We start from the raw sequence: 19,394 nt of genomic DNA on the forward strand, positions 1-19,394 counted from the left end.
ACCCCGCGCGGCGCCCAGTCGCCTACGGCTGCGCCCGGGCGGGCTCGGGGGTCAGCGCCGGTCCCGTCCGGCGCGTGCGCAGGCACACCACGAGCGCGATCACGGCGACGGTGACGGTGGGCACGAGCAGGACGGGCGACCCCGCGCCCGCCGACCGGTCCGCGATGGACGCGCCGATGTCGGTGTGCAGGGCGATGGCGAAGAGGAAGGTGAGCGTGTTGAGCAACGCGTGGATGACGACCGCGATCTCGATCCCGCCGGTGCGCCAGGTGATGACGGCCAGGCTGACGGCGAGCGTGAAGTACCAGAGGTTGATCCACGCATCCCCCGCACCGTGAATGGTCGTGAACACCAGGCTGGAGACGAGGACGCCGACGACCAGCCCGGCCCGCGGCCCCCTGCTCCAGCTCCCGGCGATCCGGAAGACCAGCCCGCGCAGGCCGTACTCCTCGCCCGCCGTCTGGAGGGGGACCAGCAGGAGGGTGAGGACGAGCATGACCACCAGCTCGGTGACCGGCCAGTGGGCCCACTCGGCGGGTGCCGAGACGTTCAGGGCGGTGACGGCGAGCAGCCAGAAGGGTCCGATGAACAGCAGCGCCCGGCCGAGCACGTCGAACCGGAAGCGCGAGAGAACCGAGTGCAACGAGGCCCCCTCGACTCCGTAGAGCCACCGTTGGAGGAGCATGCTCCACGGGATGAGCAGGGCGAGCGAGAACATGGTCGCGCCGTGGTAGAGCGGCGTGTAGTCGGTACCGCCCGCCGCCGGGTTGGTACGGCCCATCCGCGCGTCGAGGAGGGCGGCGGCCTGGGAGAAGACGATGCTGAAGGCGAACATCCCGACCACCAGCAGCACGATCGCGAGGACGCCGCGTCCGATGCGGCGTTTGTCCCCGGCGAGCGCGCGGTGGTACTCCACCCTCTGCGGAACGGACCGCGGGCCCCGGCGGCGCGGGCGGGGCCCGGTCGGACCGGCCGGTGCGTGCGCGGGCGTGTGCGCCGCCCCCGAGTCCGGAGCCGTGGGGAAGGAGTCGGCTGACGGCGGGGCCGACCAGGCGGGGTGACGGTCGTCCTTGGGGTTCATGCTCCGAACCTAGGCCGGAGCGGAGCTGTGACTTAGTGTCACCGGTCACGGGTTTTCCGCGCACTCCGCACGGGACCGGCATGACGGATGTCATGCACCGACGGAGCCCGTGACCCGACCATGCGGCGAGGGAAGGCACCGCCGGTTGGACCCGTTCCCGGCCATGCAGCCGGGTCCGCCCGCGCACGGAAAGCGTGGGAGGTCAGGGCACCAGACCGTGCAGGGGCGCGGGGTCGAACCCGGGCTCGTTCGGGTCGGCCAGGTAGGACACCACCGCGCCGGGGACGGCCAGGAGGCGGTGTTCGACCTCGCTCTGCCAGGACTCGGTGGGTTCCGGCACGCGCTCACCGTCGAAGCCGACGCGCGTCCACGCGTCCTCGGGTGTCTCCCCGACCTCCAGAGGCCGGACGGACAGAGCTCTGACCTGGTGTCCGGCGTCGTCGTCATCGATGTGGGGCACGGCCAGCGCCGCACCCAGCACCTGCGCCCGTCCCATGTCCCACCACAGGTCCAGGTCCCGGTCGACCCGTGTGCGCTCGACGACCTCGCCGTCGGCGTCGGTACGCAGGAGCAGAGCGGGTGCGTCGTCCTCCAGGTCGCGCACCACCACGGCGCCCTCGGTGTCGATCGCCAGCAGGCGGTCGTCGGCCCCTTCCGGGGTTCGGGGGCGGGCTTGGACGGGGGCACCGCCCGCCAGGGCGAACACTCCGCTGCGGGTCACGGCCACGGGTTCTCCCGCGCTCCCCTCCCGGGGCCCGCTCACGCCGGGCGGACCGGCGATGAGCAGGTCCTGCGGGGCCCAGTCGTGGCGCCACACCTGCTCTCCAGTGGCGGTGTCGAGTGCGATCACGCTCTCCACCGCGTCCTCGGGCACGTCCATGTCCGCGAGGGTGGCGCTGAGGTACTCCTCCACCACGTCCGGCCGGTCCAGGCACAGACGGGCCACCAACACCCGGTCACCGTATCCGCGGATCCCGCCGTTGCCGACCCATTGGCACATGCGCCCCTCGGGTTCGTCCCGCAGCGGGAACTCCCAGAGGCGTTCGGTGGAGTCCGTGGCGTGGGCGACCACCACGGGACCGCCCTGCCCGGGAACGAGGGCGACACGCACGTCAGGGGTGAGGTGGAGGACGTTCAGCGAGTCCTCCTCACCCTCCCGGACCAACTCGGGCATGGGCGCGTCGCGGACCACCTCGCCTGTTCCGGCGTCCAGCACGACCATCGTCCGGGTCTCGGGCTCGGGCTGGGCCTCGGCCACGTGCAGCAGGTAGGCGTACCGCTCCTGCCCCGCGAACACCCCGGTCCGCACCTGCCGCGCGTAGGGCAGCCGGTAGGTCCACAGCTCCTCGCCGGTGACCCCGTCCAGGGCCGTGAAACCGTCGGCGTAGCGCACGACCGGTCCGCGCGGCCCGCGTTCCACGCCCAGCACGGGATGCTCGGGCTGCCAACTCCACCCCACCCGGCTCACCGTGTCCGGCACTGGTGCGGGTTCACCGGCCGCCTCGGCCACGGTGTGGTCGGCCGTGAGGACCCGGGTCAGAGCGGGGGTCAGCGCCCAGACCAAGACCACCGCCAGGGCACCCGCTATAAGGCCGGTGAGCAGGCGCTTCCAGCTGCGCAACGGCAGGACGGAGCCTGAGAACGCCAGGAGCAGCACCAGGCCCAGGACGACGAGGCAGACTCCGATCCACAGCGCAGTCACCTCGTCGGGGAACATCCGGTAGCCGTCGTTGCGGACGGCCGGAACCAGGTGCCGGGTGGGGAAGGCCGCCCATACCAGGACCAGTCCGGCGAGGACGACCGCGGCGCGTGTCAGCACGGCCGTGACACCCGGCTTTTCGGGAGGGTCGGCGGAGGCGTACACGGAGGAGGCGAGCGAGAGCGCGCCCACCCCGAAAGCGAGGACCAGAGCCGCCCACACCGGGAGCGACAGACCCTGCCCGTCGGCCACCTCCTGCCCGGAGAAACCCACGGTCCTGGGCACGGTGAGGACCAGGGCACCGGCGAGCACCGCGATGCCGCTCCAGCCGAGTACGTCCCTGAGTCGCCCGCCCACCGATCCTCCACCCCGTCCGCGTCCCGCCCACATCCGGCCAGGGCAGTCTAGGAACCCTGTTCCGGCGTGCTCACGGTGGGTGGGACACCGCAGGAGCCGTGCGGTCGGGCGACTGGGCACGGGGCCGGCCGGGCGCAGGGACGGCCGGAACGGGATCAGCCGCCCAGTGCCGGGTAGTCGGTGTAGCCGGTGGCCCCGCCCACGTACATCAGGTACCTGTCGCGCACCGGGTTGACCGGCGCCCCGGTGCGGATGCGCTCGACCAGGTCGGGGTTGGCCAGGAAGGGCCTGCCCAGGGCGACCAGGTCGGCCCCGGCCCGGAGCATGCGCTCGGCGGCGTCCCGACCGCCGTCGGCGGGGATCGCCCCCTCGGGCAGCACCGGGTTGCCGATCAGGGTGCGCGACCAGCCTGAGCGGATCCGTTTCCACACGGAACTGTCGGGGTCGGCGAAGGCCACGTGCAGGTACACGGGCCCCAACGCGTCCAGGCGGGTGGTCAGTTCCGGGTAGAGGGCGGCGATGTCCTCGTCGGTCTCGGCGATGCCGTTGGCGGTGTTGCCCGGGGAGACGCGCACGCCGACGCGGTCGGGCCCGATCTCGGCGACGACGGCTTGGACCACCTCCAGGACGAAGCGCATCCGGTTCTCGGGGGTGCCGCCGTAGGCGTCCCGGCGCCGGTTGGTGCCGGGGGTCAGGAACTGGTGGAGGAGGTAGCCGTTGGCGGCGTGCACCTCCACGCCCAGGAACCCGGCCTCCACGGCCCGGCGGGCGGCGGAGGCGAAGTCGGCGACGGTGGCGGCGATGTCGTCCCGGTCCATCTGCCGGGGTGTCACGGCGGGCTGGCGCCCGCCGGGGGTGTGGATGGTCCCGGGCAGGGCGATCGGTGAGGGCGCCAGCAGGGTCAGGCCGCTGGTGTCGGGGTGGCCGACGCGGCCGCCGTGCTGGATCTGGGCGAACATGCGCCCGCCCGCCTCGGCCACGCGGCGGTTGACCCGCCGCCAGCCCTCGGTGTGCTCGGGGCGGTACAGGGCGGCGATGTCGGGGTAGGTGCGCCCGACCCTGCTGGGCGTGGAGGCCTCGGCGATGATCAGACCGGCCGAGGCCCGCTGGGCGTAGTACTCAGCCATGAGCTCGCTCGGGGTGCCCGAGGGCTCGGCCCGGTTGCGGGTCATGGGGGCGATCACGAGCCGGTTGGGCAGGTCGGTGTCGGCGAGGCGCGCGGGGCTGAGAAGCGGAGACTCTGTTTCCTTGGCGTTCATGCGGATACCGTAGGAGTTGACACCAATGTCAGATTCAAGCGCGAGGAACGTGAGGTGCGTCATGCGCATCGGTGAGCTGGCCCGGCGCAGCGGGGTGAGCCCGCGTTCGCTGCGCTACTACGAGCAGCAGGGCCTGCTGGCCTCCGAGCGCACCCCGGGCGGGCACCGCGAGTACGCCGAGGCCGCGGTGGACCGGGTGGTGCGCATCCAGGAGCTGTACGCGGCGGGGCTGTGCAGCGCCAAGATCGTGACACTGCTGCCGTGCATGCGCGACGCCGACGGCGGACCCGCCGCCACGGCCGACGCCCACCTGGTCCGCGAGCTGAGGACCGAGCGCGAGCGCATCGACCGGATGATCGCCGACCTGCGGCGTTCCCGGGAGCTGCTCGACGACGTCATCGCCTCCGCCGAGGGCGACGGGACCGAGGAGGGTTCCCTCACCGGCCGCCGCTGACGGGGCCTCCCGCCCGCGGATGCCGGAAGCTCGGCGGGGATCGGCGGGGAAGCCCGGTTCGTCGCGGTCACGGCCCGTCGGCGTCGGAACCACCCTCGCCTCCCGGGCGCTCGGCGAAGCGCCCCGACCACGCGTTGGAGGCGGTCCCCGTTCCCGGTACCGGACCCCGCTCCTACCGGTCAGCGGTGGTCGCGGCTCATCAGCGCGACGACCTCCCCCGCGGCCCGGCGCAGCGGCCTCCTGCGCAGCCACATCAGGTGTACCGGCATCGCCAGCCCGTTCTTGAGGTTGACGAACTCCAACACCCTCACCCTCCCGGCCGCGACCGCCTCCCGCACCTCCCCCAGGGGCAGGTTGGCCCATCCCGCGCCGCGTTCCACAAGCCCCAGCGCGGCCTCCACCGAGTCCACGTGCCACCGAGCGTCGGAGACCAGGAGCCGACGATCGGCGACCGCGTCGTCGGGACCGGCGACCACGATCTGGCGGCTGGCGCCGAGGTCCTCCAGGCGCCGCAGGTCGGCGGGCAGGCCGGGGGTGTCCGCGGTGGCCGAGACCACCGCCACGAAGACCTCGTCGGTCACGTTGGTGAAGACCTCCTCCCGGTCCACGTCCGGGGCCGCGGCCAGCAGCGCCAGGTCGGCCCGCTCCCGGTGCAGCATCTCCCGGACCGCGTCCTGGGGCGCCCGGAGCAGGTTCACCCGTAGCAGGGGGTAGCGACCGCCGACCCGGGCCAGGGCGTCCAACAGGTCCCGGTCCGGAACACCGGCGGCCACGGCGACGGTGAGCGTGCTCTCCAGGTCCCGCGACAGCTCCACGGCGTGGACCTGCAACAGCCGCAGCCTGCTGGCGACGGCCCGTGCGTGGGGCACCAGGGCCAGGGCCCGCGGCGTGGGCACCGCCTCGCGGCGCGACCGGTCGAACAGGGGGTAGCCGAGTTCGGCCTCGATGTTGGCGATGCCCATGCTCACGGCGGAGGGCACCCGGCGCAGCGCGCGGGCCGCGCCGGAGAAGGAGCCGTGGTCGACCACGGCCAGGAACAGCTCGATGCCGTCACTGGAGAGAGCCATGCAACTGTCAGCTTTTCTGAAGGGACCTGAATTTTCTGTTCAGTAGCCCTGAATATAACGTCTTCCCCCGTTGACCGACGGAACGGGGAGTGTGTGCTGTGCAAGGTGTGAAGCGCAAGCTGGTCTACGTGGGCGGATACGAGGTCCTGGGGCTCGCGGTGGGCACCGCGGTGATGTCCCTGCTGACGGGCGAGTCACCGGCCACCACCGGGCCCCTGGCGCTCATGATCACCTGCGTGGCGACGGTGTGGAACCTGGTCTTCAACTACCTGTTCGAGGCGTGGGAGCGGCGCCAGCGCGACCGCACGCGCACCGTGCGCCGGCGCGTCCTGCACGCGGTGGGGTTCCAGCTGACCCTGGTGTGCTTCCTGATCCCGCTCATCGCGTGGTGGCTGGAGATCACGCTGTTGCAGGCGTTCGTGCTGGACCTGGTGTTCATCGTCTACATCCCGTTCTACACCTTCGCCTACAACTGGGCCTTCGACAGGATCTTCGGCGTTCCCAGCTCGGCGGTGAACGAGGTCGGGCAGGAGGAGCCGGTCGGTTCCGGGCGTTCTGACTGAGGCACGCGCCGTCGAACGCGCGCCCGCGGAACCCGTACCGGTGGCCTCCGCCCGGCGGGCCGCCCGGGACGGTGGGCCCCCGAGCGCGCGGCGCCGTCCGGCGTTTGAGCGACCGGACCGGAGCGGGCGGCTCCTCGGCAGGGCGGGCGGCCACGCGCACGCTCGACGGCTCCGCCCGCTGCCGTTCGACGTCACTGCCTGCCCGCGGACCGCGGCCTAGCCGACCGGCCCCGCGGAACCGGACCTGCCGTCGGACGCGCCGCCGGGTGCGGCGACACCGGTGACCGCACGGCCGCTGCGCAGGAAGGAGTCGGCCACGGCCGCCGGTTCGTCGAGGTATCCGGCGACCATCGCGCCGTCGCGGAGCAGCATCAGGTCGTCGGCGACGTCGCCCGCCCCCCTGTGGCCCAGCGGCGCGGCGAGCCGCTCGAAGGCCCCCCTGCACCAGCGGCGGTGCGCGTCGACCGTCCGCCGCACGGGGCTGTCCGGGTCGGGGTACTCGGCGGCGGCGTTGATGAACGGGCAGCCGCGGAACCCGGGCGCGCAGGCCATGATCCCGACCTGTTCCGCGATGAGCCCCAACGTCGCGTCCACGTCGCCTTCGCCGCGTGCGATGGCCGCGTCGATCCCCTCGCGTTCGAGCGCGGCGCGGCGTTCGAGGTAGGCGACGATGAGGTCGTCCTTGCTCTTGAAGTGGCGGTAGAACGTCACCTTCGTCGTGGCGGCGCCCTCGATGACCTTGTCGACGCTCACCGCACGCAGGCCGTGCGCGTAGAACAGCTCGGTCGCCGCCTCCAACAGGCGTTCACGCATCGGGTTGGCCATGGGCGGAATCATATGAGCTCCTCCGCGGGCTTGTGGACCGGCGCCCCTGCGCCTACACTCGCCACCAAGTAGAGTTACTAGTCATTCTACCTAGGGAGCCGTTCCCGTATCCGACCGCGCGCCCGCCCGAGACCAGCCGCTCCATGGCCGGACTCCGCGACCGCGCACGGTGGGGACACGAGCGACGCACCCGGACCGGACACCGGCCCCGGACCACCGGGCCCACTCAGCGAAAGAGCACCCCATGACCACCGCGACCAGCACCAACACCGACAGCACCGACAGGATCGGCATCGCCCGCGGACTGCGGAACCTGTACTACGTCCGCTTCGGATTCGCCGTCGTCTGGGCGGCCCTGCTCGCCCTGACCGCCTCCTCGCTCACGCCCGTCAGCATCGCCCTGCTGGTGCTCTACCCGCTGTTCGACCTCGCCGCCGCCGTGGTCGACTTCCGCAGGTCCGCGGCGGCGCGGCCGACCGCGGGGCTGTACGCCAACATGGCGCTGAGCCTGCTCACCGCCGTCGGCCTGGGCGTCGCCGCCGCCTCCGGCTCCTCGGCCGTGCTGGCCGTGTGGGGCGTGTGGGCGATCACCGCCGGGGCCGTGCAGCTCATCGTCGCCCTCATCCGCTACAGGCTCGGCGGCCAGTGGGCGATGATCCTCAGCGGCGGCATCTCCACGTTCGCCGGTGCGGGGTTCCTCATGCAGAGCGGCGCCCCGGACGCGCCGCTGACCAGCCTCGCCGGTTACGCCACCCTGGGCGGGATCTTCTTCCTGATCTCCGCGATCCGCCTGCACCGCGTCGCCGAGAAGGCCGTCTGACATGACGGCCGCCGCCTCCGGAGCCGCCGCCACCGGCGCGGGGCCGGACCAGGACGTGCACGGCCGCGGCCACAGGATGCTCGGACGCGTCCGGGGGCGCGCGAACCGCTCCGACACGGGGTACACCTACGTGTACGACGCCGTGGACGACCACACCCGACCGGTCTGCGGCAAGACCCCGACCGAGAGGGGGACGGGAGGCGTTCCGAGGTGGCCGCACCACCACGATCACCGCCGGTTCCACACCGTGATCGGCGCTCCTCCCGCATTCCACGGCGCCCACCTCCCATGTCGGTACACACCCGGTGGCGGCATAACGTTGGTGGCACGGCCACCGTAGAACCGGGCCCCACCGGCGCGATGGTCGGCTTTGAGGAGCTGCCGAAGATGTCCCAGGGTCTGGTGCGGTACGCACCCTCGGTGAACGACGCGAGGGTGCGCGGGGCGGTCTACCCCCGGCGGTCCCTGGTGGTGGTCACCGGGGTGCCCGGCGCCGGCAAGAGCACGCTGCTGCGGCGGCTGTTCGGTCTGCGCGGGGACGAGGACCGGACCGTGGTCGCCGCGGACGGTGTGCGGGTGATCGACTCGCTCCAGTCGCGCTACCGGCTCCGGACGCTGCTCGGCCGCGTCCCCTACCCGCTGTGGCGCTGGGTGGTGCACGTACTGCACCTGGCCCGGGTGGCCGCGGCGCTGAGCGGCGGCCCGGTGGTGGTGCACGAGTGCGGGACCCGGCGCTCGGTCCGCGTGCTGCTCGCCCTGCTCTGCCGGCTGCGCCGGTACGAGGTCCACGTTCTGATGATCGACGCCACCCCGCAGGAGGCCCGGAGCGGGCAGGCCGCCCGAGGGCGGCGGGTGACCGCGCGCAGCCACCGGACGCACTCGCGGCGCTGGCGGCGGCTGCGAACGGCCACCCGGCGCGGGCCGAAGGCGTTCGCGCCGGGCGCGCGCAGCCTGCTCGCACTCGACCGGCGCCGGGCGCGGGAGCTGGCCTGGATCCGCTTCGGTTCCGGCCCGGACGCCCTCGGCGCCCCGCGCACCGCGGAGGAACCACCACCCGCCTGGATCGAACGCGTGATGTCCGGTACCCCGTGACCCCGGCCGGTCGGCATCACCGACCGGTCCGCCCCCGGACGACAGTTTGTTGCTCGGAGGCGGTCCTGAACCCGCTGCGACTCGGGGGGACCCTACCGCCGCGTCCTCAGGACGGGACGACGGCCCACTCCGGCATCGGCGGGAGCGGAGCGATGCGGTAGCGCGGGGGCTCGGTGCCGTGCAGGTGGCGCACCAGATAGTCCCAGGTCCGCCGCGTGATGTAGTGGTAGCGGCCGAGGAGGCTGTGGTCGACACCGGGCACGAGGAGCATGTCGACGTCGGCGTCGGCGTCGATGAGCGCGTCGACGAGGCGCAGGCTCTGGTAGTGCAGCACGTTGTCGTCGAGTTCGCCGTCGATCAGCAGGAGCTTGCCGCGCAGGTTGTCGGCCAGGTGCGTGTTGACCATGGCCCGGCGGTTCTCCGCGCTGGGCTCGCCGCAGAACTGTTCGGTCCAGAAGGGCAGGTAGACCGAGAAGTCGTGGGCGCCGGTCCGCGCGACGCCCACGGTGTAGAACTCCGGATGGGTGAGCAGGGCACGGGCCGTGGCGAAACCGCCCCCCGAATCGCCGGTCATGGCCACTCGGCCGGTGTCCAACCAGGGGTGGCGGCGCCCCAGTTCGCGGATGGCGGCGACGTGGTCGGCCAGCGCCGCCGACATGCCCAGGTCCCCCGTGTAGGAGTGGTCCAGGAACGCCTTGCTGCGCAGCGGGGTGCCCCGGCCGTCGATCGCGACCACGGCGAACCCGAGCGCGGCCAGCGCCTCGGGCTCCCCGGTGAACAGGTTCCCGAACGCCGGCGACGCCCGGTGCGTGTTGGGTCCGGGGTAGCAGTGGTCGACGACGGGGTAGCGCCTGGCCGGGTCGAAGCCGTGGGGGCGCCACAGCACGCCGTGGATCGGGGTACGCCCGTCGGCGGCGAAGGTGCGGAACCGCTCGGGCGGGCTCCAGCCCGCAGCTCGGAGCGGAGCGGTGTCCGGGGCTTCGAGTTCGACCAGGGGCAGCCCGTCGCCGTCGAGCACCCGTGCCCGCGGCGGCGTGGCCACGTCCGAGGCCCGGTCCAGGAGGTAGCCGCCCTGTGGAGGGCTGACCGCGTCGTGGTCGAGGTCGTCGTCGGTGAGCCGCTCGAACCCGCTGCCGTCGAGGCCCACGCGGCAGATCTGTCGCACGTAGGGGTCGTCGGCGTGGAGTCCGCAGGCGACGAACCACACCTGGCGGCGGTCCTCGTCGACCCACAGCACCCGGTGGACCAGCCATGGCCCCTCGGTGACCCGCTCGACCCGGCCGCCGTCGGCGGAGTAGAGGTAGAGGTGGCCCCAACCGTCGCGCTGGGACCACCACAGGATCTCCCCGGAGTCCAGCACACGCGTCACCGGAGGGAGGTGGAGGTAGGGCGAGGGGTCGACACGGGTGCGGTCGGTCTCGGTGACCAGCGTCGTCCGCGCCCCGGTGAGCGGGTCGAGACGGCGCAGTTCCAGGGTGCGTCCGTCCCTCGACTGGTGCAGGACGTGGATCGCGCTGCCCCGCTGCCCCGTCCACCACCGTCGCGTCAGGTTGTGGACCGAGAGGACCTCCGGGTCGCCCTGTTCGCCGACGACCTGCCGGGTACCGACGTCGAGCACGCACCACGACACCGTCGCCTGGGCCTCGTCGTCGGGCATGGGGTAGCGGATGCGGTGTGCCACCGGCCGCCCGCCCCCGGGCGGGGACGACTCCACCAGCACCTGTTCGGGCAGTCCCCGCTGGTCGATCCGGTGGGTGAGCAGCCGGGTGGAGTCCGGCGACCACTCGGCCACGAGCGGCGCGTCCAGGCCCTGCAGGGGCAGCGACACCTTCGTGGCGGCGTCGGGCAGGCCGCCGTAGTCCCAGTCCGGTTCCGCGTCCTCGGTGAGCGCGAACTCCTGCCCGCCGTCGCGGCTGCGCACCCACACGTCGCCCCCACGGCGGAACGCCACCCACGCCCCGTCCGGTGAGGCGACCTCGCCCGGCCCCGCGGGGTGGTCGTCGTCGATCCGGGTGCAGGAGGAGGCGCGGTCCGACCACTCCCACCGGGTACCGAACGCCGAGAAGCGGATCGCGTCGGCGCCGCCGCCCGGGGGCTCGAAGTCGAGGGACGCCAGCGGCAGGGCGTCGGCCTCGACCGCGTGTCCGGAGCCCTGTGACAGCGCCGCCGCCAGACGTTCGTGGTCGAACGCGTCGCGTCTGGTGCCCGCCGCCGGATCGACCACGATGTGCCGTGTCCCCGAGCGGTACCAGAACCGGGTGCCGTCGCTCGACCACTGCGGTGCGACGGCGGCCTGCGGTATGAGGCGGGCTCTGTGCGGTGCGAGCATCTGCTCGGCGCGGGCGTAGTCGGCGGCGTCGAGGCGTGTTCGTTCAGCCGGTTCGTTCACGGGGAGGCCTTCCGCTCGTGGTGCTTGGCGCCGCCCACTCAACAGGGTGACGTCGCGTCGGACTCAAGGGATAGGTGACCGACACCCCGTCGAGACCCGCTTCGCCCGGGGCCATGGGGAGGGGGCGGAGCAACCCGTGAGTAGCTTCGGGGGGCGGTCCGAGGCCACGGACCAGGTGCACCCCCGAGACACGACTAACGGCCCCGGAACATGCCGGGGCCGTTCTGGGGCCGGGCCAGCTCACGCCCGCCGCCTGGGACCCCCGATGGGGCCACCGCGGTCAGCCTGCCCTTCCTCACACGCTCGCGGATGGACACCACGCGGCACCCGGCCCGGACGCCCGCGGTCCCCTACGCACCGCGGAAGAACCACCACCCGCCCAGATCGAACGCGTGATGTCCCGTACCCCATGACCCCGGCCGGTCGGCTTCGCCTCCGCGCGCGCGGAGCACGAAGAGGGCCGGATGGCGGTCAGCAGGTGTCCGGTGGGGAACCGGCGCACGGCCTCGGCGTACGACTCCGCCACCGGTTCCGCGCATCCTGTGGACGATTCCCCGGACACGACGAACGGCCCCGGAACGCGCCAGGGCCGACCTGAGACCGAGCCAGCTCACGCCCCGCCCGGAACCTCCCAACGGGACCACCGCGGCCAGCTCGCCCTTCCGCACACGCTCGGGGATGGACACCACGCGGTATCCGGCCTGCCCGAACCACTTGCCGCACGCGAAGTGCTCCCCCTCCCACCGCGACCGCGTCCCGAGCGCCTCGGCCAGGCGCAAGACCTGGTCCTGCTGGTGGCCGTCGCACCCCTCGGGGAAGTAGGTGATCTCCACGCGGGTCATCTCCCCCACCGGCAGCTGCGGGTGGGCTTCCAGGTAGGCCACCAGCGCCCGCAGGTCGGTCAGCAACATCTGACGCTCCCGCTGGCCCGCCACCGGCACCACGGGCTCCTTCACCCGACGGCACCGGCCCTGGCCGTGACCCGCCTTCACGGAGCACCAGCGCTCCCCGCCCCGGCACCAGCCGTTGTCCTCGTCCCACGCCCACATGGGTACGCCCCTTCCTCGGATGAAGTCCCCTTCACCCTCCAAAGAAGCCACCCGCACCCACCGGGTTGGACACCCGAGCGGTGAGAACCTCTCGCCCCCAGCCCTCCCCCGTCCCGGTGAATGAGTAGCAAGACGCTATAAGTCGGGGCGTCAGAACGAACACCCTGCACCCACTCTGACCTGCCCTGTCAGCGCCATCCACCCTGTTCGCACGCTTAGACGAACACCCTGGCGAACAGGCTCGACCAAGAAAGCAGGCGAATTCCGTACCGCCATTTGACCTCCGCATGGCGGGGCTCACAACACCTGAAGGTCGCTCCGGCGACTGGACAGAGGTCCATCCCCGCGTGCGCGGGACTCACCCGGCCTGGGAGGCCAGCCACCGCCGCAGGTCCGGTCCATCCCCGCGTGCGCGGGGCTCACTCCGCACGGATCGGTCCATCCCCGCGTGCGCGGGGCTCACTTGTCCTTGGCCACGGCCCCAGGCCGGGGCGCGGTCCATCCCCGCGTGCGCGGGGCTCACGGAGGCGACGGCCAGGCCCTCCAGGGTGTGGCCGGTCCATCCCCGCGTGCGCGGGGCTCACGCCCGGCGGCCCCGCTGGACGGCCTCAGCCGTCGGTCCATCCCCGCGTGCGCGGGGCTCACTAGCGGGTCATCAGGCCGCGGGGAGCGAGGTTCGGTCCATCCCCGCGTGTGCGGGGCTCACCGACGCCAAAGGCTCGCCTCACTGGGGCGGGCCGGTCCATCCCCGCGTGCGCGGGGCTCACCGCGCCCGCCAGGCGGAGCGCGAGGGTAGCCTCGGTCCATCCCCGCGTGCGCGGGGCTCACGGGCCGGGAGCTGTGGGTCCTGCTCCAGCGCACGGTCCATCCCCGCGTGCGCAGGGCTCACGCCCGGCCGTCGCTGTCGCCGGTGGCGAACAGCGGTCCATCCCCGCGTGCGCGGGGCTCACGCATGACCGGAATCGGTCACCAAGAAAGTTCCGCGGTCCATCCCCGCGTGCGCGGGGCTCACGTCTGGGCGATGTCGGAGCGAAGCGCGAGGATCGGTCCATCCCCGCGTGCGCGGGGCTCACCGACGGCGTCCACCCCTGCGCCGCGAAGTGCCCGGTCCATCCCCGCGTGCGCGGGGCTCACAAGGGTGGGCGCACAGAGCGCCACACGAGTTCCGGTCCATCCCCGCGTGCGCGGGGCTCACGGGAACGCGTCCCCTGCCCGTGAGCGGCGGCGCGGTCCATCCCCGCGTGCGCGGGGCTCACGCTGTCGCCCTGGCCGTGGTCGAGGTCGAGGGCGGTCCATCCCCGCGTGCGCGGGGCTCACCGGGCGTACCTGGTGGTCCCCTCTGGCAGCTACGGTCCATCCCCGCGTGCGCGGGGCTCACGGGGTCATGCCGCCCTGTACGCCGTGCTGGTGCGGTCCATCCCCGCGTGCGCGGGGCTCACTGCCCCACCACGGGTTTCAGTGCTTCGCGCCCCGGTCCATCCCCGCGTGCGCGGGGCTCACCTGGGCGCCGGGCTGTGGGAGCTGACCGCGTTCGGTCCATCCCCGCGTGCGCGGGGCTCACGCACACTGACGCAGGATGCGGGCGATTTCGGTCGGTCCATCCCCGCGTGCGCGGGGCTCACCGGCTGGCCCGCGCCTACGTCGGCAGCCGGGCCGGTCCATCCCCGCGTGCGCGGGGCTCACGCGTGTTCGGGGCGCACGTAGCCGATGCCGCGCGGTCCATCCCCGCGTGCGCGGGGCTCACGAGTAGGTCGGTGATGGCGGCGACGGCGTCCGCGGTCCATCCCCGCGTGCGCGGGGCTCACTACGAACAACTCGCCGCCACGGTCGGCGACCACGGTCCATCCCCGCGTGCGCGGGGCTCACCGCGTGCCGCAGCCCAAGAGGCGGACCTAGAGCGGTCCATCCCCGCGTGCGCGGGGCTCACGCGGCAGCTTCGGTCAAAGTCATGCCCGAGGCCGGTCCATCCCCGCGTGCGCGGGGCTCACCCGGGAGATGTCAGCTCCCGGCCCTCTAAAGGCGGTCCATCCCCGCGTGCGCGGGGCTCACGTTGGCGGTGGTGGTCAGGCGGCGCGGCGCGGCGGTCCATCCCCGCGTGCGCGGGGCTCACGTGTACTTGCGGACGAACAGGGTGCGGCCAAGCGGTCCATCCCCGCGTGCGCGGGGCTCACCCGCCCTCAGCGAGGAACCGCCACGGGTCAGGCGGTCCATCCCCGCGTGCGCGGGGCTCACGCTTAACGACCTGCGAAAACGCGGGCCGTTATCTCCTCGCGATCTATGCGGAGAGCTTGCTTAAAACCTCTCCGACGCCCGTTCCGCGTCCATACTCACACAGCCAGCTCCCAGCTCCACCAGCATCCCAGCCAATGCAACCTCAACGACCGAGAAGCTCCTGGAAGAGCTTGCTCGTGGTGACACTGGGACGAGCGCGCATGGCCTTGAGCCGCTCGCTGAGCTCGTGGTAGGCACGCTCGACCGCGTCCAACCGCCCCAAAGCCGCCTGGGTCCGCATGATCTCCTGGTAGACGGCCTCGTTCAGGTCGTCGGACTCCCTCGCCCGCTCCAACCAGGCCAGCCCCTGCTCCGGCCCCTCACTGGCCTTGGCGAGGCTGACGAAGCAGTCGGCAGCAGCTCGACGGTAGGCCTGGCGCTTCTCCTCGATCCACGGCAACTCCACCTCGGACAGCAACTCGTGCGTGTACTCCGCCGCCGCAATCCGCAGGTGCGCCAGACGCTGCTCCGCGTCCCGGGCCGCGCTCGCGGCCTTGAGCGCGGCGTCGAAGCACCACACGTCCACGTCAACGGCTTCGCGGAGAATCCGGTACCGGCCCGAGGTGACCTCCAGGATCTCGGCCTCGCCGTCCCCCAACGCCTCGCGGATCACGCGGCGCGCGTCGCTGGACGCGGTGTTGCGAAGGCCTCGGGCCTTGCTCTCAGCGGAGTGGGAGAACAGGGCGTCGGTGAGCGCCTCGGTGCCCATCCCGTTCGGATGAAGCGCCAGGAGGGCGAGCATACGGCGTGTGGCACCACGCATGCGTGCCCCGACATCGGCGTCGTCCAGCAAGATCCTGGGTTGAGGTCCGAACAGGCACAGCCGCAGCCGCGGCTTCACCGGCTCCTCCCCTTCCTCCCTCTCCTCGGAAAGTTCGGGTTCCTCCACGGCCGGGGAGCAGGAAGCGTCCTCCTCTTCTTCCTCAGTCTCCTCAGCTACCGGCAGCCCCTCTGTGTCAGTGCCGAGACACACCGAGAAAGCAGCCGCGTCCACGTGCAACAGGCGAAGGCCGTCGTACACGGTGGTCCCGGCCCCGTCCGCGTCGGTGACCTCCACCGTGTCGAGGGCGTCGCAGCGGACCGTGGGCGAAGACCATCCCTCCCCCAGAACCAGGACAACGGTGCCGCTGTCGGTCGAACCCCTGGTCACCATGTCCAGCCGGTCACTGACCCACCCCGCCTCGGGAGGCTCCACCACGAGCATCGTCCACGAGGGAGCGTCAGCGACTTCCTCCTCGTCCTCCAGGCGCACGGCGCTGATGTAGGCCAGCTCGGTCTCGGTGATCGCCGACGCGGTGTCCGGGCACACCACCAGGCCGGGGACATCCGCGTCTTCCGGCGCTCCCGCCCGCGCCAGAACGTCCTGGGTGGTGATGACCGTGGTGTGCTCGTCCGCCAGGGCGCGGCCGATGACGGAGGCGCACACTTCCGCCCCGTGGGTTCCGGTCACACTGAGCCCGTCGCGTGCGCTGACAGCCAGGTCGTCGGCGACCCTCAGATATCCCCCTGCCGAGACCAGTTCCGCTCCGGCGCCCCGGAGGACCTCGACGCCGGAAACCTCCTCGGACTCAGGCTCGGGTGCGGCCGACTCCCCGCCCGCCAGCGGATCGGCCTCACCCCGACGGACCCCACGGCGTCGAGGTGCGGTGAGCCGTCCGCCGACCGCTCCGGCGACCGCACCCACCGCGGCTCCGACGAGCATGCTCGTACCGGAGAACCCTGCGTCCTCCCCTTCACCGAATGTGAGCGCGCTGTCAGCCAGGTCGTCCACCGCTTCGCTCTCTCGCCCCCTGCTCTCGGAGTCCCTACTCTCGCGCTCCCTGGCCCCGCGGCCCCTTTCCTGTTCCTGTTCCGGGAGCGGACTCGGCTCCCGTTCGCCCGGCTCCGTTGAGCTGTTAGCAGCCGCGCGGGGCTGGGTGGTCAGCGTGTACGCGATCTCCGCGCGCCGGTCCGCGGCCTGACCCAGATCGGGATGGTTGCGCGGCTGCCCGGAACCCGCGCCTTCGGTCGTGATGGTCCACCCCTCCCCCAGCTGTTCGGTCAGGAAGGCGGCGACGGACTCGGCCCGGCGTTCGGACAGCGCGCGGTTGTACGCGTCGGGGCCGTTCGTGTCGGTGTGCCCGGTGACGGTGACCGGTTTCCCCGGGTCTCCGAAGAGCTGGAGGAGTTCGACGGTGGGCAGTAGTTCCTCCGTCATGGTGGGTGTGAGCTGCGCGGAGTCGGTCCCGAAGCCCGCCAGTATCCGGGTGCGTCCTAGCGTGTGCGCCGGTTCCTCGCCGCGCGCGTCCTGTTCGACGGTTGTCAGCGCGCTGTCAGCCGGTGTCACCGAGGCGACGGCGGGCGCGGACACGGCGACGGAGGTTCCCGCGACCCCGGTCACCGCCAGGCGCAGGAGCCCGATCCTGGGCACCTGCCCGCGCAGGAGAGCCGCCGTGTCCAGGAGCACCAGCCCGGCGAAGGTGCCCCACAGGGCCCAGAGCAGCACGAGTGTCAGTGCCTGGAGGACCACGGTGGGAGGCGTCGCGCTGATCAGTGTCAGCCACAGGTGGTCCCAGGACATCCCGTCGAGCTGCGCGGGCCACTGCCAGCGCTGGAGCAGGACGGGCGGTGCGATCAGCAGGGCGAGTGTGATCGCGCAGGCCAGAGCCTTGCGAACCGGGTGGTGCATGTCGTCCCCTCTTCCAGCGTTGTCCCTCGGCGTCTCAGGGGGTCGCGGTGTGCGCGGTCGCGGTGGCGCGGGAGGCGATCTCGACCTCTCCGAGCACCGCGAGCACGGTCGGGCGGTAGGTGGTCGTGACGGTGACCGTGACCTCGTCAGCGCTGACAACCACGTCCACGGCCGCGGCCGCGTTCGTGCCCGCCTGCGTGTTCGCCCCCGCACCCGCGCTCGCGAGCCGGGCGTGGTCCCGAGCCGCGCTGCGCGCCTCGTCACGGTCGAGGGCGAGGGTGCCGGTGCGCAGCAGGTCAGCGTCCAGGTGCTGGGCTCCGGCCCGGGCGGCCTCGTGGGCGAGGGTGGTGGTCCGGGTCTTGGCGCGGAGCATCTGGGCGCCGTCGTGGATCAGGCCGAGGCAGGCCAGAAGGGTCGCGGCGATGGCGACGACGAACGCGCTCGGGCTGCCTCCGCCCATCAGGACTCCCGCTCCCGGTGGACGTCCAGGACGGAGACGGCCGACCCGGTGACGGTGCGCCGCTCGCTGACCTCCAGAACCCGCAGGTCGTCGCGGTGCACGGTGCATTCGACCTCGGCTCGCATCGCGCGCAGGTTCCCTTCGGTGGTCGGCCGCAACCGCACGGCGGGTTCCCGGCAGGCGCGTCCCCAGCCGCCCACGCTCGCGGCGACGGCCTGCTCAGCGGCGTTTCGGGCCTCGTTCCGGTCGGTGTGCAGGGAGGCGGAGCGGGCGGCGGCGTGGGCGAGGGCGTCGGCTGCCAGTGCCGCGGTGTAGTTGCGGCCGGTCAGGGCCAGTAGGAGGAGGAAGGCCAGTACGACGGGGACGATGAGGACCAGTTCGACCGACGCGCTCCCCCGGTCCCGGTCCCGCTCCCGCTTCAGGTCTCGATCCCGGCCCGGCTCCCGCCCCGAGTCCCGGTCCCGAATCCGCTCACGAGGCGCTGTCACCGGGCCGCTCCGTCGACGTGCTCCGTGGGTCCGGACAGGGTCGTGCTGACGGACGGGTTCCAGCCGGGGACCAGGCTGATCGCGGTGCCGTCCACGCTGGTGCTGGTGGTGGCGTCGCCCCGCTCCACCCGGACTTGGACGTCCCGCAGGATGGTGCCGCCCAGGTCCTCGGCCATGGCGTGTCCCCGCGCTCGTCCCTCTCCGGCGCTGCTACCGAAGACCCGTGCCGCGGCGAGCGCCTCGGTGGCCACGGCCTGGGCCCGATGGTGGGCGTGCGTCCAGAGGCCGTACTGCAGGATGCCCAGCAGCATCAGGAACATCAGCGGGATGACGAACAGGGTGTCCGCGCCGCCTCTGTCGTCCCGGCCTCCCCTTGCGCCGCTGCGGTTCCTGAACTCCCGATGGTCCCGGCCGCTCCGAACGCCCCAGGGCTTCCAGGCGTCCGAGCAGTCCCGTCCGCCACTGCCGTCCCGCCTCGGCCGGTTCCTCACGGTGTGACGCCCAGGTCGACGGACTGGGCGCTCTCGATGATCCTCGGGGTGAGGATGCCGCCGACCGCCGTGGCGATGCCGATGGCGACGACGAGCATGAGCACGTACTCGGTGGTGGTCGATCCCCGGTCCGCTGCGCGACCGTGGCGGCGCGTGCCGAGGACGAGTGCGGTGAGGGCGCGGCGCAGGGCCTGGCGCATGTGGTTGCCCCTTTTCTCGGTGGCCGGTGCCTGCGGGCCGGTGTCTGTGTGCCGGTGGTGGCCGCTGGCAGGTGGCTGGCGTTCGGTGGTCGGTGACTGGACGCCCGCTGAAAGCGGACGGCGGACGGCGGGCGGTGGACAGCGAACGGCTGACGCGTCTG

General features: G+C 72.6%; 16 protein-coding genes and 1 CRISPR repeat array. Of the genes, 4 read left to right on the plus strand and 12 right to left on the minus strand.

Annotated features, from left to right (window positions below; all coding sequences use genetic code 11):
* Window positions 1-22: 22 nt before the first annotated feature.
* The 3 genes from ACSTA4_RS26615 to ACSTA4_RS26625 all read right to left on the minus strand — a co-directional run bounded on the left by ACSTA4_RS26615 (window position 23) and on the right by ACSTA4_RS26625 (window position 4,396).
* On the minus strand, window positions 23-1,081 hold the full coding sequence (locus tag ACSTA4_RS26615; RefSeq protein ID WP_444961474.1) for a CPBP family glutamic-type intramembrane protease: 1,059 nt from the start codon (window positions 1,079-1,081) through the stop codon (window positions 23-25).
* A 202-nt stretch (window positions 1,082-1,283) separates the two neighbouring features.
* Window positions 1,284-3,137 carry a hypothetical protein gene (locus ACSTA4_RS26620; protein WP_444961475.1) on the minus strand — a complete coding sequence of 618 codons (1,854 nt, stop codon included), beginning with the start codon at window positions 3,135-3,137 and terminating at the stop codon, window positions 1,284-1,286.
* A gap of 155 nt (window positions 3,138-3,292) precedes the next feature.
* On the minus strand, window positions 3,293-4,396 hold the full coding sequence (locus ACSTA4_RS26625) for an alkene reductase (protein WP_444961476.1): 1,104 nt from the start codon (window positions 4,394-4,396) through the stop codon (window positions 3,293-3,295).
* A 61-nt stretch (window positions 4,397-4,457) separates the two neighbouring features.
* Between ACSTA4_RS26625 and ACSTA4_RS26630 the strand changes: the two genes are divergently transcribed.
* Window positions 4,458-4,850 carry a MerR family transcriptional regulator gene (locus ACSTA4_RS26630; protein WP_444961477.1) on the plus strand — a complete coding sequence of 131 codons (393 nt, stop codon included), beginning with the start codon at window positions 4,458-4,460 and terminating at the stop codon, window positions 4,848-4,850.
* Window positions 4,851-5,029: 179 nt separating this feature from the next.
* On the opposite strand, the gene ACSTA4_RS26635 is transcribed toward ACSTA4_RS26630, so the two are convergent.
* Window positions 5,030-5,917 (minus strand): LysR family transcriptional regulator, encoded by an 888-nt coding sequence (locus ACSTA4_RS26635; protein ID WP_444961478.1) that lies wholly within the window; start codon window positions 5,915-5,917, stop codon window positions 5,030-5,032.
* A 98-nt stretch (window positions 5,918-6,015) separates the two neighbouring features.
* Between ACSTA4_RS26635 and ACSTA4_RS26640 the strand changes: the two genes are divergently transcribed.
* Window positions 6,016-6,480, plus strand: coding sequence for a PACE efflux transporter (locus ACSTA4_RS26640; protein WP_444961479.1), 465 nt, complete (start codon window positions 6,016-6,018; stop codon window positions 6,478-6,480).
* A gap of 216 nt (window positions 6,481-6,696) precedes the next feature.
* Here ACSTA4_RS26640 and ACSTA4_RS26645 read toward each other — a convergent pair whose 3' ends face one another.
* A complete protein-coding gene (locus tag ACSTA4_RS26645; protein ID WP_444961480.1) occupies window positions 6,697-7,305 on the minus strand; it encodes a TetR/AcrR family transcriptional regulator in 609 nt (202 codons plus the stop codon).
* Between the two features lie 244 nt (window positions 7,306-7,549).
* Between ACSTA4_RS26645 and ACSTA4_RS26650 the strand changes: the two genes are divergently transcribed.
* Window positions 7,550-8,125, plus strand: a complete 576-nt coding sequence (locus ACSTA4_RS26650) for a hypothetical protein (RefSeq protein ID WP_444961481.1) — start codon at window positions 7,550-7,552, stop codon at window positions 8,123-8,125.
* 387 nt (window positions 8,126-8,512) lie between these two features.
* On the plus strand, window positions 8,513-9,217 hold the full coding sequence (locus ACSTA4_RS26655) for an AAA family ATPase (RefSeq protein WP_444961482.1): 705 nt from the start codon (window positions 8,513-8,515) through the stop codon (window positions 9,215-9,217).
* Between the two features lie 106 nt (window positions 9,218-9,323).
* On the opposite strand, the gene ACSTA4_RS26660 is transcribed toward ACSTA4_RS26655, so the two are convergent.
* From ACSTA4_RS26660 to ACSTA4_RS26690, 7 genes are all read right to left on the minus strand, one after another.
* Complete coding sequence (locus ACSTA4_RS26660) at window positions 9,324-11,606, minus strand: DPP IV N-terminal domain-containing protein (RefSeq protein WP_444961483.1); 2,283 nt, start codon at window positions 11,604-11,606, stop codon at window positions 9,324-9,326.
* 350 nt (window positions 11,607-11,956) lie between these two features.
* Window positions 11,957-12,655 carry a hypothetical protein gene (locus ACSTA4_RS26665; RefSeq protein WP_444961484.1) on the minus strand — a complete coding sequence of 233 codons (699 nt, stop codon included), beginning with the start codon at window positions 12,653-12,655 and terminating at the stop codon, window positions 11,957-11,959.
* A gap of 333 nt (window positions 12,656-12,988) precedes the next feature.
* A CRISPR array of direct repeats spans window positions 12,989-14,887; the repeat unit is 29 nt; unit sequence CGGTCCATCCCCGCGTGCGCGGGGCTCAC.
* 142 nt (window positions 14,888-15,029) lie between these two features.
* On the minus strand, window positions 15,030-17,594 hold the full coding sequence (locus tag ACSTA4_RS26670; protein ID WP_444961485.1) for an OmpA family protein: 2,565 nt from the start codon (window positions 17,592-17,594) through the stop codon (window positions 15,030-15,032).
* A gap of 34 nt (window positions 17,595-17,628) precedes the next feature.
* Complete coding sequence (locus ACSTA4_RS26675) at window positions 17,629-18,054, minus strand: pilus assembly protein TadG-related protein (protein WP_444961486.1); 426 nt, start codon at window positions 18,052-18,054, stop codon at window positions 17,629-17,631.
* Entirely contained in the window at window positions 18,054-18,542 is a 489-nt protein-coding gene (locus ACSTA4_RS26680; protein ID WP_444961487.1) for a TadE/TadG family type IV pilus assembly protein, read from the minus strand. The genes ACSTA4_RS26675 and ACSTA4_RS26680 overlap by 1 nt, the downstream gene beginning before the upstream one ends.
* The gene (locus ACSTA4_RS26685) at window positions 18,539-18,880 is read right to left on the minus strand and encodes a TadE family protein (RefSeq protein WP_444964281.1); all 342 of its coding nucleotides are present in this window, start codon (window positions 18,878-18,880) and stop codon (window positions 18,539-18,541) included. The genes ACSTA4_RS26680 and ACSTA4_RS26685 overlap by 4 nt, the downstream gene beginning before the upstream one ends.
* A 149-nt stretch (window positions 18,881-19,029) precedes the next feature.
* The gene (locus ACSTA4_RS26690) at window positions 19,030-19,233 is read right to left on the minus strand and encodes a hypothetical protein (RefSeq protein WP_019607794.1); all 204 of its coding nucleotides are present in this window, start codon (window positions 19,231-19,233) and stop codon (window positions 19,030-19,032) included.
* Window positions 19,234-19,394 lie beyond the last annotated feature (161 nt).

The organism is Nocardiopsis sp. M1B1, from assembly GCF_052466615.1.

What these genes read in the sequence shown, in the direction of transcription:
- ACSTA4_RS26615 (WP_444961474.1), bottom strand. Translation starts at nt 1,081, where the DNA reads ATGAACCCCAAGGACGACCGTCACCCCGCCTGGTCGGCCCCGCCGTCA.
- ACSTA4_RS26625 (WP_444961476.1), bottom strand. Translation starts at nt 4,396, where the DNA reads ATGAACGCCAAGGAAACAGAGTCTCCGCTTCTCAGCCCCGCGCGCCTC.
- ACSTA4_RS26630 (WP_444961477.1), top strand. Translation starts at nt 4,458, where the DNA reads ATGCGCATCGGTGAGCTGGCCCGGCGCAGCGGGGTGAGCCCGCGTTCG.
- ACSTA4_RS26635 (WP_444961478.1), bottom strand. Translation starts at nt 5,917, where the DNA reads ATGGCTCTCTCCAGTGACGGCATCGAGCTGTTCCTGGCCGTGGTCGAC.
- ACSTA4_RS26645 (WP_444961480.1), bottom strand. Translation starts at nt 7,305, where the DNA reads ATGGCCAACCCGATGCGTGAACGCCTGTTGGAGGCGGCGACCGAGCTG.
- ACSTA4_RS26650 (WP_444961481.1), top strand. Translation starts at nt 7,550, where the DNA reads ATGACCACCGCGACCAGCACCAACACCGACAGCACCGACAGGATCGGC.
- ACSTA4_RS26655 (WP_444961482.1), top strand. Translation starts at nt 8,513, where the DNA reads ATGTCCCAGGGTCTGGTGCGGTACGCACCCTCGGTGAACGACGCGAGG.
- ACSTA4_RS26665 (WP_444961484.1), bottom strand. Translation starts at nt 12,655, where the DNA reads ATGTGGGCGTGGGACGAGGACAACGGCTGGTGCCGGGGCGGGGAGCGC.
- ACSTA4_RS26670 (WP_444961485.1), bottom strand. Translation starts at nt 17,594, where the DNA reads ATGCACCACCCGGTTCGCAAGGCTCTGGCCTGCGCGATCACACTCGCC.
- ACSTA4_RS26675 (WP_444961486.1), bottom strand. Translation starts at nt 18,054, where the DNA reads ATGGGCGGAGGCAGCCCGAGCGCGTTCGTCGTCGCCATCGCCGCGACC.
- ACSTA4_RS26690 (WP_019607794.1), bottom strand. Translation starts at nt 19,233, where the DNA reads ATGCGCCAGGCCCTGCGCCGCGCCCTCACCGCACTCGTCCTCGGCACG.